The sequence below is a fragment of the Lactococcus garvieae genome (genome assembly GCF_016027715.1).
Classification (GTDB): Bacteria; Bacillota; Bacilli; order Lactobacillales; family Streptococcaceae; genus Lactococcus; species Lactococcus garvieae_A.
Window position 1 is genome coordinate 617545 of record NZ_CP065691.1, and the last position, 15439, is coordinate 632983.

Consider the following 15439-nt stretch of genomic DNA (forward strand, 5'->3'; position numbering starts at 1 on the left):
AATAATATCGTAGCGGTAACAAGTAAAGTTTTATGCCAAAGGAATATAAAATATGAATATGGAAAAGGTAAACAGTAAAGAAAAACAGGAAGAAAATTACAGTTATTCTGACCTGTTTTTTGAAAAAGGAAATTGGTTTTTAAAAATAAAACAGCTCTTCGTCGCCTTAATAGGGTGGATTTGTTTCATTGTTCCCACCTTTATCACTATTGAAGCCTTTGTATATCATGTATCCAAAGGCAAGCATGGGATAGAATTTTGGAATTATTCCGAAGGAATCTTAGAAATTAAATTTTTATATATCATACTGGCTTTTTGTGTGATTATTACTTTCACCTATGCGACCAGTATGACAATAATTCAAAATAATCGCCGGGAGTCTGTTATTGAAAAATGGCCAACTTTTGACTCTGTTTCCAGTATTGAACGGAGAAAAAAAGGAGAAAATTTTATGGCGGAGCGTTTTGGTGAAAAAGATTTCCGACACAATGTAAAATATTTCGAAGTATTACCTGAAAAAAATTTAGCAAATGATGAGCTTTCGAAAGCCTTAGATAAGGATGAGGTGCATACTTATGATATTTGATGTTTTTGGACAGACCTTTGCAGGAGGCAGTGGACTACAAACCTTTATAGCAGTATGTTTATTAATTTTATGTTTGTATCCAGTTATCGGAGCTTTATTTTGGTTTTTTGGATCTCTGAGCTACCGTTTTTTAAAAAAAAGTAGAAAAGAAACAAATTTTATCGAGCTATCACCAGATGAACAGCCGATGATTACGATTATGATTCCTGCTCATAATGAAGAAATCATGATCGAAGAAACGATTGAATATTTAGCGACAATGCTAAATTATAGTAACTATGAAATCTTAGTGATTAATGACGGAAGTACAGATAAAACGTTGCCTATTCTTCTTGAATTACAAGCCAAATATGATAAACTACGTGTCATCAATATTTTGAAAAATCAAGGTAAAGCACATGGCTTTAATATTGGAACTTACTTTGCTAAGGGTGAATACATTTTAAGTAATGATGCCGATACTATTCCTGAAAAAGATGCCCTGATGAAATATATGAATTATTTTATCAGTGAAGAAGATGTTAACACTGCAGCAGTGACAGCAAATATGGATGTTCAAAATAGAACGACAATATTGGGGAAATCTCAAACGGTTGAATTTTCTAGTATTGTTGGGGTGATTAAGCGAAGTCAGACTGCGATTAATGATTCGATGTATTCATACAGTGGAGCAAATACCATGTATAAGAAACAGTTTCTTATTGACGTGGGTGGGTTTAGACAGGATCGTAGCACGGAAGATATAAGTATTGCATGGGATCATCTAATGTATGGAGTAACGCCTCGGTTTGCACCAGACATTATCTTTCATATGAACGTACCAGAAACCCTATCTCAACTCTATAAACAAAGAAAACGTTGGGCTCAAGGGGGTACCGAGGTATGGTTTACAAATTCTTTTAAGTTTATTCTCCATCCCATCAAATATCGCTATGTGCTGTCCATGTTTTTAGACACAACCTTTTCAATCATCTGGTCCTTTTTCTTCTTTATCACTACCATCATCTTTGCAATAACAATGCTGTATGCTTTGTTCACAGGTAATTATGAATTTATTCGACATGGAATTGCTATGTCCTTTATATTTGTGACTTTTGAACTTATAGCAGGAACTTTGCAATTGCTGGCTGCCTTGATTTTGGACAGTAAAGGGGAGAAGTTTAAGTACTTTATTTTTGCTCCTCTCTACATGCTATTCTTTTGGATAGTAAATCCCTTAACGATTGTAACTACTTTTATACCAGCCATGAAGGCCTGCTTTGGGGAAAGTGATCATTCCGGAGCTTGGGTCAGTCCGACCAGAAAGAGCCTGAAGAAAGGATGAGACATGTTAATAGACTTGTTGTTTATTGGTACCATAATTTTTATTCTTTTGTGTTTACTCGGAATCGTAATTAGCTATTCTTGGGCCAAAAGACAAAATGCAATATACCCGAAGACGATGAAAAATGTTGATAATTACACATTTTTCTTTCAGACAATTGTTGACAACAATGGAGAAAAATCGGGTTTAGAAGCCTTGTTACGTAAATTTGATGAGGATAAACAAGAGTGGATTTTTCCAGAAGATATCGATAAATTTACCCTACGCGAAGTGATTCATTTACTCAACAAAAGCTTTGTTAAAATCAATCATCCTTCTGATTTTATAGCCATTAACATCAGTTTAAACCAGTTGGCTGATCCACGTTATGAATACTTTATCAGATGGGTCAAAGGAGAAGCTTATCCGATGGAGCCACGTATTGAGTTTAACGTAGAGTTGACAGATAGAGTAGGCTTTATCATGAAGTCAAGAATCAAGAAAAATCTGAAAATCAGTAGAGAAATAAACGTTCATGTGATCTTAGAAAAGATAGAACCGACTAAAAAGTACTATAAGAAAATCAAATGGTTATTGAACGATATATATGGCGTAAAAATTCCACTGTCTAAGTTTCAAAAGAAAAATGATTCAGAATGGTTTGATTTAAATATTGGTGACTGGGTACGCTTGATTCGAAGTAAAAATAAAAATATTGATATTACAGAAGTCGAAGATGTCGAAGGTCTAGATTTAGCAAACAAGCTAAAAATAGACAACAGACAAGGCTATTTTATCGATAAACCACACTCTGAGAAGTAGTGCTTTATTTTTCACTCTCATAAGTACTTGAAAGTTGCATTATTTACAAAAAAGAGTAGAATAGTTTTAGAAAAACGTTTTGACGTAAAATATCTATTATCTCAAGGATAATAAGTGAAAAAAGGAAGAGTACAAAAATGAATGAACTGACTTTTGAAGAGCGCTTAAAACAGCTTCGAAAGACTTATCTTGAAGGTGGTAATGAAGATAAGGAATCTCAAGAGATTAATGCTTTCATGAGTTTATCCAAAGAAGATAAAATTAAAAAAATTGAAGAACACCTGTCCGAAATTAATCGAAAAAAAGAAATTTTGGAAAGTACTCTCCAAGACGAAACCAGCAATATTTCCCGTGAAGATTTGGAACATAATCTCGAAGCCCTGGGTGCTAAAAAGCAGTTAATGCTTCAAAAATTAGAATATGTGAAAAAAGACGAGTTTAACGGAGCAAAACGTGAAAAAATTAAACGTCAGTTAGCAGAGTTAGAGTTTAAGCGTTGCCGTCTACGCATGAATAATAAAGACTGTTCAAAACTGGACAAAAAAATTCAAGAAAAACAAAGACGTTTTAGAAACGATATTTAAAGGAATTTTATGCTACAGTCTATTATCCACGTGATCATTTTCCTCCTCGCATTGGTCTTTTCAAATGTTATCAATAAAATTTTCCCTAAGTTAGCCTTACCCTTGGTACAGGTTTTAATAGGGATTCTTTTTGGTTTTGGGGGTATTTCAGAATTTCTTCATGTGGATCCAGAGTTTTTCCTAGGCTTTATTATTGCGCCTCTTTTATTTCGAGAAAGTGAAGAAGCAGAAGTCAAACGTATCGTTAAACATCGTCACTTGATCTTAGTACTTATATTTCCTTTAGTTTTTGTAACGGCTCTTGGGTTGGGTGGGATTCTTCATTTGTTTTATATGGGCATACCTCTGGCTGCTTGTTTGGCTTTAGGAGCTGCTTTAGCACCAACAGATGCTATTGCAGTAGGTACACTTTCAACCCGTTTTATGTTTCCCCAACGCGTCATGAACATCCTCCAGGGAGAAGGTTTATTCAATGATGCTTCAGGTATTGTCTCCTTTCAGATAGCCGTTTTAGCCCTTGTGACAGGAAGTTTTTCATTGCCACAGGCGACGATGAACTTGTTGCTTTCGATTATAGGTGGCTTTGCTATTGGTATTGGACTTTCCATATTAAAAAATAAAATTTTACAAGCACTTGAAGATGTGGATGCACAGGATGTCAGCGGTTATTTAATGTTGGAATTTGTTGTGCCACTTGCTGCTTTTGCATTAGCAGAAGTACTGGACGTCTCGGGTATTATCGCCGTTGTAGTCGCAGGTATTCTTCAGTCCAATGGTTTGAGACCAACGACTGTTTTTGATGCACAGGTCACACGTGTAAAAAACAGTGTCTGGGAAACAATCGTCTTTATGCTTAATTCGAGTGTCTTTATTTTTCTTGGCATTGAACTACATAGTCTGGTTTTTCCTTTTCTCTTTAATCGAACTTACTCTGTTTTCTGGTTGATTTTTGTTGTTTTACTTTTAACGTTGGCTCTTTTTGCTCTTCGGTTCTTGATATTGTTTTTTTATTATCTTTTTGCAACCAAGAATAAAGCAGAAGTGTTTACTTCTTATTGGAGCGAACTTTTGCTTTTGACCTTTTCTGGGACAAAAGGGACAGTTTCTATTGCGACTATCTTACTTTTACCAGAACTTGCAGGAAATACAGCTAATTTGCTCATCTTCTTTTGTACCTCAGTGACAGGTTTGAGCTTCTTGGTGAGTCTGATTGCATTGCCTTATTTTGCAGTTGAGAAGAAGACTTCTGTTAATAATCTCACTGTCATTGCTATTTTAGGTGATGTGGTTCAAGAACTCCGAGAAAGAATAACGGAAAAAGCTCAAAACGGTTATCATCTTGTTATTGCCGACTATCAAAACCGTATTCAAAAGCTTATTGTGGAGCAAGAAAGTGCGGGTATTTCAGCAAACTTTAATACTTTACAACTTTTGATTATCCGAGTGGAAATCGAAGGTTTGGAAGGCGCTTTAGAAAAGAATCACATCTCGATGCGTACCTACCGTGCTTATCATCGTTATATTCGGACTCTAGAGCAAAACTTGGCGCACGACCTTGTTTCTAGTTTACAATTTACCCAAGTCGTTTTGGTAAGAGCTTTGAGAGTTTTAAGAACCAGGTTTTTAAGACTGGACTTTAAAATAACACAGCAAAATGCTGAGGATATGGAAGAAACACGCCGGGAAATAACAAATCTCTACCTTGACAATACCGAGCTGGTTCTGGAAACATTAGAAAATCTAGGAAGTGTATATGATGCACAACTCGTTGACTTCTTACAGTCAGAACGTCTACGCTTAGCAGAACATATCGCGCAAGGAAATTGGAACTATGTGAATGGTTTCCGCGTCGCAACTGAATTGACTAATATCGAAGAGTTGATGGAAGCTTATTATCTCGAGCGCAAGGTCATTTTTGACTATGAACATACAGGACGGATTGAGTTGAGTGAGGCGAAAAAACTAAGGCAAACCGTCAATCTATTAGAGGAATACGCATTAGCAAGTGATCACAGGTCCTTTATCTATGATTTAATGGAATTTCGGAGGAATAAAAGAAAGAAGCCGAGAAATAGAAATTGAGTAGTGAAAAAATAACAAGAGTAATGAATCAAAATTACCTCACAAAAAACAGTTCAAAAATCACAAATTAATATTTTTTGTGATATAATATACTTATCTTCAGGGCACCGTGAAATTCGGGACCGGCGGTTAAAGTCCGCGAAGCTGAAAAGCTTGATGTGGTGAAATTCCACAACCGACAGTAAAGTCTGGATGGGAGAAGAATAAGGAATATGACCAGCTCTTTTTGGGTTGCGTCAGTTTTTCACAAATATTCAAATACTCCCTTCAAAATGAAGAAATACTATTTTCTATTTTGGAGGTTTTTTCGTGTCAAATTCAAAAACACGTAGACTCACACTTGTCGCAATGCTCAGTGCTATTTCATTCGTACTGTCTTATCCAATGTTCCAATTTCCTTTGGTTCCTAGTGCAAGCTTCTTAAAGATTGATTTTACAATCTTACCTATTTTAATTGGTCTATTTATGCTTGGTTTGAGTAGCGCTTTTGCAATCTTAGTGATCCGCTCGTTTCTTTGGCTCTTGCTAAACAGCGAAGGGGTAAATACTTATATCGGCTTACCAATGAACATTGTTGCTGTAACCGTATTTGTTCTCGTCCTCTGGTTCTTTTTACGTCATCAGTTTAGTCTGCGTAACTATATTATGGCCGCCATTTTTGGCACCCTTGCTTTGACCGCTGTAATGGTTGTGTTGAATTACGTATATGCTATCCCGCTTTACTCAGCATTTGCAAACTTTGACATCGCTACAATGTTCCCAGGAGGGATTTCAGCTTATATCGTTGCTGTTATCATCTTTAACCTCTTAGAAGGTCTCATCTATGCTGCCAGCTTTGCAGCTTTATACTGGGCTTTGCGCGGTTCAAAAGCAATTAAATTTCTTAATGCCTAAATAAAAAAAGGAAGTCACTTCCTTTTTTTATTTTTGCTTAAGAAGATTTCTCTTTGAAATAAATATTTAAAAAAAATTTTTGTTTTACTCTTGCATTTTAAAAAAATATCTGATATACTAAGAGAAGTTCTGAAAAGGACTGACCGAAGACAGTTGGGGACATTAGTCATAAGCATCCAACCGAGGACAAACATTTTAAACAATGATTGAACTCTCTATGTCTTTTGGTCGTGGGGATTTTTATTTGTAAAAATTTCTACGAACAAAATAAAATGGAGGTAAACAAATGAGCGATTACAAAGTAAGCGAAGCAACTATTGCTAAGAAAGCTGAGTTGGTTGACGTATTTGCAGAAAAATTCGAAGCTGCGACATCTATCGTTGTTGCAAGCTCACGTGGTTTAACTGTAGAACAAGACACTCAACTTCGTAAAGAGTTGCGTGAAGCTGGTGTGGAATTCAAAGTTGTTAAAAACTCAATCTTGCGTCGTGCAGCTGAAAAAGCTGGACTCGGAGAATTGAACGACAGCTTCGTAGGCCCATCAGTAGTAGCTATCTCAAACGAAGATGCTATTGCACCTGCTAAAATCTTGAGCGAGTTTGCTAAAACAGCAGACAAACTTGAAATTAAAGCTGGTGTCATCGAAGGAAAAGTTTCAAGCAAAGAAGAAATTGCAGCTATTGCATCTCTTCCAAACCGCGACGGTCTTCTTTCTATGCTTCTTTCAGTGCTTCAAGCACCTGTCCGCAACGTGGCTCTCGCAGTCAAAGCTGTTGCAGAAAAAGAAGAATCAGCTGCTTAATTCCATCAGGAATTACAGTAAGCAAATTTTATATCGGCGGATTTACGCAACAAACTAAAATTTACTAGGAGAATCAAAATGGCATTGAACATTGAAAACATCGTTGCTGAACTTGAAACAGCAACAATCCTCGAACTTTCTGAGCTCGTAAAAGCAATCGAAGAAAAATTTGACGTAACTGCAGCAGCACCTGTAGCAGTAGCAGCAGCTGGCGGTGAAGCAGCAGCAGCTAAAGATTCATTCGACGTTGAATTGACAGCAGCTGGCGACAAAAAAGTTGCTACAATCAAAGCTGTTCGTGAAATCACTGGTCTTGGCTTGAAAGAAGCTAAAGAACTCGTTGATGGCGCACCAACAGTTATCAAAGAAGGCGTTGCAACTTCAGAAGCTGAAGAAATCAAAGCTAAATTGGAAGAAGCTGGTGCTTCAATCACACTTAAATAATCATTTGAGTGAAAAAGGTTGTAAAGCTTCCTAATTCCTTTATTTATTTGCCTTGTGCAGATTCAAAAATAATGCTTTCGGAAAAGATTGCAACCAGAAAACAGCCAAACGATTTGGCTGTTTTTTTTGTGTTCTAGACTCTTGTTAAAGTAGAATTTTTTTCGTGGAAAGTTTTGTTTAAGTAATAAAAGTTATAATAAGGTAAAGGTTGTAACATTTATGGAAATTTCAAAACAATAAAGGAGCACTCCCTATGAACCCAGAAGCAATTAAAGAAGGCATTGTCACGAGTGACGATTTTCGCAACAACATGATGAATGGCCCAGTTACACGCTATCATGAAGCGTTTGGTCTTGTGTCAGTCATTAAAGGTCTTATTTTACTTATTCTACTCGCACTCTTTTGCTATGCGATTTACAAGTTTTATAAAATCTACCAAGAAAAAAGTCAAGCTCAAATTATCGAAAATGCGGATTTGAAACATTTAAGTACAGACCAACTCTTAGAGCGTAAATCAAAACTAGATGAGGAACTCGCGTATAGGAAGTCCAAGTCAGCTCTAGAAGAAGAACTGGCTCAATTAAAAAAGAGTTTGCCGAATATAAGAGGGCTACAGAAAGTTCTTCAAAAGAAAAAGATTAAAAATATTGTCAAAACTTAAAAATTAAATCCTCTTGAAACAACATTTACTGAGTAGGTGTTGTTTTTATATTTCAGTATATATTCTTGACATATGATCAAGATAGGTTTACAATTGTAAACATAAAAGGAGGGTGGACAAATGGAGCTACATCATTTATCTTTGTTGACAGCTGATTTTGAACAGAATTATCATTTTTATGTCGATATTTTAGGTCTTAGATTAGTAAAAAATTCAATTAATCAGGGAAATATTTATATGCGTCATGTTTATTATGGAGATTTTATGGGAACTCCTGGAACAATTGTCACCTTTTTCCCCGATAAGCGTTTTGACGTGGTGCGACAGGATGGTTCAGATTATCTTACAGGTATTCAGTTTAAAATTCCGAGAGGTAGTACAGAATATTGGGTACATCGTTTCCAAAAGTTTAATCTTGATTATCAGCAAATAGACGGTTTGCTTAAGGTTACAGATTTTGATAATATTTTGGTAGAATTTATAGAAGTAGACGAGCAAAATTATGATGCTAGACGTAATCTTTTGTCAGATGTTCCTGCTGAATATCAGATTACAGGTCTTTGGGGAACTCGGCTCTATAGCTCAAATTTATCAGCCACACAGAAATTTTTCCAGCAATTTATGGACCAAGACACAGAAATTCAGCTCTTGCCTTCGCAAACAAATCAGACTGAGCGTATCTGGGGCAAGGGTTCCATTGATCATGTTGCTTTTGCTGTCGATTCCAGCAAAGAACTTGATGAAATTTGGGAGAAAGCCCACGCACTAGGCTATGAAAGAGAACTTTATGTGGATCGGGGCTACTTCCAGTCTGTGTATTTACGTGAACCTGGAGGTGTCCGCATCGAGTTTGCAACACGAACTCCTGGTTTTACATTGGACGAATCCATTCAAGATCTGGGCAGTGGCTTGGCCCTCCCTCCACGATATGAGAAGAAACGTCAAGAACTCTTGCGTTATTATCAAAAGCAAGGCGTCCATTTTGAAAAAGAGAAAGAAGAAAATTATGAAAATTAAAGTACAACACCTTAACGGCCGTCAAGAAAGTAAAGAATTTGCAGATGTAGAAGAATTTGTTTTGCTCCAAAACCGTGAAATACCCGCTTTGGAAGATTCAGCAAAAGTTTTAGAACTAGAAATTAATGGAGCAGCTCGTGATTTCAAAGGAAATGTCGCTGCACTTTATTTTGAATTGAGCAAATAAAAAGTTGAAAACACCTCGCTAGGGTGAACATAAAATGAAGGAGCAAACAGATGACAAGTGGGAGAATTTCAGCATTTACCGATGGTATTGTTGCCATATTAATTACTGTTATGGTATTGAATCTGCGTATTCCTAAAGGTCCAAACTGGTCTGACTTGTTTGATATGAGCTTTATCTTTTTGACCTATTTGGCGAGTTTTTATCTACTTGCTATTTACTGGAATAATCACCATCATCTTTTTCATTTAGCAGAAAAGGTATCGGGAAAAATTCTTTGGTGGAATATTATGCTCTTGTTTTTTATGAGCTTTATTCCTTTTACAACAAATTGGCTGTCAGAGTACTCAGGTTCAAAGACTCCAGAGATATTATATGCCGTCAATAACTTAGCGATTGATATCATTTTTAACATTTTAAGTTATGAAATCTTCAAATCAAGAAACTATAAGTTAAAAGATATGCGTTGGGTTTGGAAAGGCGGTTTTTCAATTTTAATATTGGTAATAGGTATTATATTGACAATCTTACTTCCAGTTGCGCAGATTTCGCTTATTGCAACAATTTTGAGTATGATTCCGTGGATTATCCCGGATAAACAAATTGAAAGCTATGTCAATAAGAATTAAAAGCTTCCTCTTCAAGTGTAAAAACAAGAGAAAAACAGAGCGCTCAGGGCTCTGTTTTTATTATTCACGATAATAGTCAGGTAATACAAACTGTTCATGATTTTCAAATTGTAAAGCTAGACGAAGCATCATCACCTCAGAATTCTTTTTACCCCAAAGTTGCACGCCTTGTGGGAGGTTGCTTTCAGTTTCCTTATAAACGGGAAGTGAAAGTGCAGGTTGCCCAGTGAGATTACTGATGAAATTATAGGGAGTGAAATGCAGAGATGCTTCAAAGGCATTTGCGATAATCTCCGTCTGTTCATTAAAAGCATAGTGCGCAATATCTTTCATCTTTTCTATTAAATCACTACTTATTAATTCCTCATCGATCGCTGGAGCTGTTTTTGCTGTTGTAGGCGTTAAAAAGAAATCAAAGTCTGTAAAAATCTTCTCGTCAAAGGTTGCACAAGCTTCATCCCATAAGTTTAGAGCGTGGATGTAAGAGGCAGCATCAGCTTTCCGCCCAGCTTCTAAAAGAGCATAGGTCAATGTTTCAACATCATGAGGATTAATTTTCCGCTTGTTTGCAGCTTCCCAAGGCTTGAGCATGGCATAAGTTTCAGCGGCATTCATTTGGTAGTATGTCTGAACCAAAATACGTGCATCCAGGGGAAAAGATACTTCCGAGAGCTGGTGTCCTTGGTTTTTTAAAAAGTCAACCGCTTTTTGGAGAGCAGCCTTTGATGTATCGGAAATTTCAACTCCTGATATAGGGGAATCGAAAGAGTAGGCTATCCGTAAAGCTTGATCGGGTTCCGTCAAGTGATGCAAAACTTCTTTATCTAACAACTGTGTTTGATAGGGGTCAGCTTCCTGTGAGCGTTGCATTTCGGCTACAAAAGAAGCCGTATCACGAACCGAAACGGTTAAAGCCCCAGTCGTAGCAGCGCCTTGCCAACCACGATAATTTCCCGGTCCTTGGGGCATAAGCCCCCGTGTCATCTTTAAGCCAATAAGCCCAGAAAAAGAAGCAGGAATACGAATCGAGCCACCACCGTCTGAAGCCCCAGCCATCGGAAAAATTCCAGAGGCAACAGCAGATGCTGCACCGCCGGATGATCCGCCCGAGTAGCAAGCAGTATTCCAAACATTCCGGGTGTCTCCATACAGTGCTGAATCCGATATGTTTTTGAAGCCAAATTCTGGAGAATTTGTCTGACCGAAAGGTGTTAATCCTGAATCCAGCAAAGCTTTAACGTAATTATCATCGGAGCGTGCAATACTATTTTGAAAAAGCTTAGAACTAGATGTTGAGGGAAGGCCTGCATGATCTTGCCCTAACATTTTTAAAGGAAAGGGAAGACCTGCAAAATATCCTGACTTTGTTTTTATAATATCTTCCTGAGCCTTCGCCATATCATAATCAACTAGAGCATTGTACTTGGGATTAATTTCATCAATTTTTTTTTGCGTAATTGCTAGTAATTCAGTAGGGGTAACTTCACCTTGCCGAATTTTTTCGACCCAATATGTAGCATCTTTAATCGTTACCATCTTTCATATCATCCTCTCTGGGAGTGAAATCTCCCCCTAAGTATTTTTGAGAAAGTTTCTTCATTGTTCCATTTTTTTGCAATTTGACGAGTGCTTGGTCAACTTTTTCCTGTAAGTCTTTGTCCTCACTGTCTTTTCCAAAAAGGAAATAACTGAACCCCGTATGTTTGTCCGTTTCTCCAAGGTCAATAGGCGTTACCTTAAGTTTATAGTCATGTTGTTGTATAATCTGAGTTAATGAAATCTGGTCATAAATGACGAAATCACTCTTACCAGAATCTACGTCAGCGACATATGAAGGCAAAGGATAACTTGCATCCATATATTTAAGCTTCATAGCTTTATCAGGATTTTCTTTGTTCCAATTTTCAAGCATGGTTGCAACTTGTACGCCTGATAGAACTTCGGTGGTTTTACCAGCCAGATCAGCTAGGGTTTTAACCTCTAAGTTAGGCTTGACAGCTACAGAAGTCGCTGACTTAGACAAGGGAAGAGAATAGTTATATTTCTCTGCACGCTCCGGCGTCCATGATAAAGCATTGGCGGCCATCTGAAAGCGACCATTATCGATGCCAGATAAAACTGAATTAAAATCTATAACCTGAAATTTCAATTTATATTCAGGAAGCTCATCGAAGACAGCGCGTGCAAGTTCGACATCGTAACCCGTAAGCTCATCATTTTCCATATAAGTATTGGGCTTTGAATTGGCATTGGTTGCCACGATGATTTCTTTCGGTTCAGACTTAACGTCTTCCTTTTTGCTACAAGCGGTCAATACCCCAAAAGAAGTGAGAGAAAATAAGGCTAGACCTAAAACTAATTTTTTATTCATTTATGTAAATGGGTTCTTGCAAACCCTTCCTTTCTGTATGTTTTTATTTTAGCAAAATTTAATAATCCAGTAGCTTTTTATGTTTACAAATTTTTGGTATCATCAGAACAGTACGATAGTGATAAGGAAGGGTATAAAATGGTAAAACATATATTTAATTCAAAGATTACTTGGCCAGGAGGGCGTGATGCCGTAGGCGACATTCAGACAGGAGTTCTCCAAGAAAAAATTTCTATTCCCGCAAGTATGGATGGCCCAGGACTAGGGACAAATCCAGATGAAATGCTTTTAGGTGCAGCCAGTACTTGCTATACGATTACTTTAGCCGCACTGCTAGAGCGTAATCAAATAGATGCAGTCACCTTCCACGTTGATTCAGAAGCTACAGTAAGTGTCGAAAAGGGAGTCTTTAAATATGAAAAGATTATACATAGTGTGTACTTGAAAGTAGCGAAGGGAACAGACTTGGAAAAAACACGTCGACTTGCAGTGTATGCAGAAAATTCTTGTATGATTTCACGCGCTATACAAGGGAATGTAGTGATAGAAATGAAACTTAAGCTAGAAGTCGAATAATAGCTAACTTTTTTGGAAAAATAGCATCCGCATTTTTATTTTGATAAGTGGCAAGCTCCAACATGATATAATAACAGTGAAAGTTTTACATACTGTCTCAAATAAAATATAGAAACTCTGGAAAGAAAAATGACTATTTCTTATAGAAAAATATTATCTCATTCAAAAGTAAGACCCCACCTTTTTCAAGCACGTTTTGGCTTAGAAAGAGAAGGACATCGGATTGATGACTTCGGAAATTTGAGTTCACTGCCTCATCCTAAAGCTTTAGGATCACGTAGTTTTCATCCTTATATCCAAACTGATTTTGCTGAAACTCAGCTTGAAGCCATCACTCCTGTATTTGAACGTTCTGATCAGCCTTTACAATTTATGGAGGCACTCCATGACGTGATGATACGCTCGTTAGAAAAAAAAGAACTTCTCTGGGTACAGTCTATGCCACCAGCTTTACCTGAAAAGGAAGAAGACATTCAGCTGGCACAGTTAGAGCAAGAAGAAGACGTTGCTTATCGTCAGGGTTTAGCTTCAAAATACGGCAAACGTAAGCAGATGGTATCAGGCATTCACTATAATTTTGAATTTTCTGAAGATCTGTTGAGAGTTATGTGGGAGCAGCAAACAGAAAAGGACTTTAAGAGTTTCAAAACGGAAGTATATATGAAACTTTCTCGACAATATTTACGTTACATGTGGATTATTACTTATTGTTTAGGTGGTTCACCACGCGCGAATGCAGGCTTCTTTACTGACAAGTTCGCAAGCCCCAGACAACCTGCCCGCTCTCTCCGAAACTCAAAGTTTGGCTACCGCAATGCCGAAGATATCTTCGTAAGTTATGAAAATTTGGAAAAATACTATAGTAACTTAGAAGGCTACGTTAAAGCTGGTGAACTGTCTGAAATGAAAGAATTTTATTCGGCAGTACGCCTACGGGGTGGAAAACGGGTAGAAGAACTTCTAGAAAAGGGCATTCAATATGTTGAATTTCGTAATTTTGACTTAAATCCCTTTGTGCGTGTAGCTATGGACAAGGATACAAGCCGTTTCGTTCATCTATTTGCCCTTTATTTGATAGCCAAAGAAGAAGAAGAAACACCGAATGTGAGTCAAAAGTATGGTGAAGCTATAAATGACGAAGTTGCACTTGAAAATCCATTAGAGAAGACGGCTTACTATGAGGAAGGTTCTCTCTTTTTCACTGAGATGCGCCATTTCGCCCAAGAATTGAACTTTTCAGCCGAAGATCAAATGATTATTGCTCAATTTGCTCGCATGATTGAGCATCCAGAAGAAACTTTAGCTGGGCGCATGGAGCTTGCTTATCAAGAAAATAATAATTTTGCTTTAGAGTTAGCAGAAACTTATCGGGCACAGACCTTCGAGCGTCCTTTTCAACTGTCTGGCTTTACAGATTTGGAATTGTCTACTCAAAACCTACTCTTTGATGCCATCCAAAAAGGACTCAAGGTAGAGATATTAGATGCACACGATCAGATGATTTCACTTAAGTATGAATCTCATGAAGAAATTATTGAGAAGGGAAACATGACTTCCAAAGATTCCATGGTGGCTTATGCTATCATGGAAAATAAAGTGGTGACCAAAAAGCTCTTAAAACGGAAGCAGCTAAATACTCCTAAAGGTCAAGAGTTCACAGATATAGCCGAAGCAACTCGTGCCTATACAGTATTTCAAGACAAGGCTATTGTAGTAAAACCCAAGTCAACAAATTATGGTTTAGGTATTTCCATATTTAAAAAGCCAGCTACAGAAGAACAGTTCCAAAAAGCTTTGGCTATTGCTTTTAAAGAAGATAAAGAAGTGATTGTGGAGGAATTTATCTCTGGTACCGAGTACCGCTTTTTCGTGCTAAATGGCAAAACAATTGCTGTCCTTCGCAGAGATGCAGCCCACGTCATCGGCGATGGTACATCCACTATCGCCGAACTGGTTACTCAAAAAAATGAAAATCCTCTACGGGGGCATGACCATCGTTTCCCCCTCGAAAAAATACAGCTTGGGGACACAGAGAAGCTAATGCTTGAAGTTCAAGGTTATACAGTAGAGAGTATTCCTCCAAAAGATGTAAAGATAAATCTTCGCGAGAATTCAAATGTTTCGACAGGAGGGGATTCCATTGATATGACAGATGAAATGCCCGAAGCATACAAGCTTATTGCAGAGAAAGCCGCCCAAGCATTACAGGTCAATATAACTGGTGTGGATCTCCTCATTGATGATATAACAGATAAAACAGCAAGGAAATACAGCATTATAGAAGCAAATTTTAATCCAGCTATGTTGTTTCATCTGTATCCACTTAAGGGCAAAGGAAGACGTGTAACCATGGAAGTTTTACGTTTCCTTTTTCCTGAAATATTTTAACTATTGTATGGTATTTAGGAACATTAAGAAGAATAAAAGGTATAATAAATTTATACTTTTTAATTTTATGAAATAATATGATAGAATAGTACTAAT

The 15439-nt window shown here is 37.2% G+C and carries 16 protein-coding genes, 1 riboswitch and 1 other annotated feature; of the genes, 14 read left to right on the forward strand and 2 right to left on the reverse strand.

The annotated features are described in order from the left end of the window. Window positions 1-52 precede the first annotated feature (52 nt). The 12 genes from I6G50_RS03170 (at window position 53) to I6G50_RS03225 (ending at window position 10008) form a co-directional block, all read left to right on the forward strand. Window positions 53-586, forward strand: a complete 534-nt coding sequence (locus I6G50_RS03170) for a hypothetical protein (protein ID WP_197909140.1) — start codon at window positions 53-55, stop codon at window positions 584-586. Further along, the gene (locus I6G50_RS03175) at window positions 576-1910 is read left to right on the forward strand and encodes a glycosyltransferase family 2 protein (RefSeq protein WP_081167826.1); all 1335 of its coding nucleotides are present in this window, start codon (window positions 576-578) and stop codon (window positions 1908-1910) included. The genes I6G50_RS03170 and I6G50_RS03175 overlap by 11 nt, the downstream gene beginning before the upstream one ends. A 3-nt stretch (window positions 1911-1913) precedes the next feature. Beyond that, window positions 1914-2711 (forward strand): EAL domain-containing protein, encoded by a 798-nt coding sequence (locus I6G50_RS03180; protein WP_197909141.1) that lies wholly within the window; start codon window positions 1914-1916, stop codon window positions 2709-2711. 137 nt (window positions 2712-2848) lie between these two features. Next, entirely contained in the window at window positions 2849-3295 is a 447-nt protein-coding gene (locus I6G50_RS03185) for a hypothetical protein (RefSeq protein WP_003134673.1), read from the forward strand. A 9-nt stretch (window positions 3296-3304) separates the two neighbouring features. Next, window positions 3305-5377 carry a cation:proton antiporter gene (locus I6G50_RS03190; protein ID WP_197909142.1) on the forward strand — a complete coding sequence of 691 codons (2073 nt, stop codon included), beginning with the start codon at window positions 3305-3307 and terminating at the stop codon, window positions 5375-5377. A gap of 91 nt (window positions 5378-5468) precedes the next feature. After that, window positions 5469-5585, forward strand: a riboswitch (FMN riboswitch). A 101-nt stretch (window positions 5586-5686) separates the two neighbouring features. Next, window positions 5687-6271, forward strand: coding sequence for an ECF transporter S component (locus I6G50_RS03195; RefSeq protein WP_197909143.1), 585 nt, complete (start codon window positions 5687-5689; stop codon window positions 6269-6271). A gap of 125 nt (window positions 6272-6396) precedes the next feature. Then, window positions 6397-6523 (forward strand) — a sequence feature (ribosomal protein L10 leader region). Between the two features lie 34 nt (window positions 6524-6557). Next, complete coding sequence (gene rplJ, locus I6G50_RS03200) at window positions 6558-7073, forward strand: 50S ribosomal protein L10 (protein WP_003134670.1); 516 nt, start codon at window positions 6558-6560, stop codon at window positions 7071-7073. A 78-nt stretch (window positions 7074-7151) separates the two neighbouring features. Continuing rightward, window positions 7152-7517: a 50S ribosomal protein L7/L12 gene (gene rplL / locus I6G50_RS03205; protein WP_003134668.1), complete on the forward strand. Its 366-nt coding sequence runs from the start codon at window positions 7152-7154 to the stop codon at window positions 7515-7517. Window positions 7518-7770: 253 nt separating this feature from the next. Further along, window positions 7771-8178, forward strand: coding sequence for a hypothetical protein (locus I6G50_RS03210; protein WP_197909144.1), 408 nt, complete (start codon window positions 7771-7773; stop codon window positions 8176-8178). Between the two features lie 120 nt (window positions 8179-8298). Then, window positions 8299-9195 (forward strand): VOC family protein, encoded by an 897-nt coding sequence (locus I6G50_RS03215; protein ID WP_197909145.1) that lies wholly within the window; start codon window positions 8299-8301, stop codon window positions 9193-9195. Beyond that, window positions 9185-9382 (forward strand): hypothetical protein, encoded by a 198-nt coding sequence (locus I6G50_RS03220; RefSeq protein WP_003134661.1) that lies wholly within the window; start codon window positions 9185-9187, stop codon window positions 9380-9382. The genes I6G50_RS03215 and I6G50_RS03220 overlap by 11 nt, the downstream gene beginning before the upstream one ends. A 50-nt stretch (window positions 9383-9432) precedes the next feature. Then, window positions 9433-10008: a TMEM175 family protein gene (locus I6G50_RS03225; RefSeq protein ID WP_003134660.1), complete on the forward strand. Its 576-nt coding sequence runs from the start codon at window positions 9433-9435 to the stop codon at window positions 10006-10008. A gap of 60 nt (window positions 10009-10068) precedes the next feature. On the opposite strand, the gene I6G50_RS03230 is transcribed toward I6G50_RS03225, so the two are convergent. Both I6G50_RS03230 and I6G50_RS03235 read right to left on the reverse strand, forming a co-directional pair. Further along, window positions 10069-11544, reverse strand: a complete 1476-nt coding sequence (locus tag I6G50_RS03230; protein ID WP_197909146.1) for an amidase family protein — start codon at window positions 11542-11544, stop codon at window positions 10069-10071. Continuing rightward, window positions 11531-12379, reverse strand: a complete 849-nt coding sequence (locus I6G50_RS03235; RefSeq protein ID WP_197909147.1) for a transporter substrate-binding domain-containing protein — start codon at window positions 12377-12379, stop codon at window positions 11531-11533. Before I6G50_RS03235 ends, I6G50_RS03230 begins: the two co-directional genes overlap by 14 nt. 138 nt (window positions 12380-12517) lie before the next feature. On the opposite strand from I6G50_RS03235, the gene I6G50_RS03240 reads away from it, so the two are divergent. Then, window positions 12518-12955: an SACOL1771 family peroxiredoxin gene (locus I6G50_RS03240; protein ID WP_197909148.1), complete on the forward strand. Its 438-nt coding sequence runs from the start codon at window positions 12518-12520 to the stop codon at window positions 12953-12955. Between the two features lie 129 nt (window positions 12956-13084). Further along, window positions 13085-15343 carry a bifunctional glutamate--cysteine ligase GshA/glutathione synthetase GshB gene (gshAB, locus tag I6G50_RS03245; RefSeq protein WP_197909149.1) on the forward strand — a complete coding sequence of 753 codons (2259 nt, stop codon included), beginning with the start codon at window positions 13085-13087 and terminating at the stop codon, window positions 15341-15343. Window positions 15344-15439: the final 96 nt, after the last annotated feature.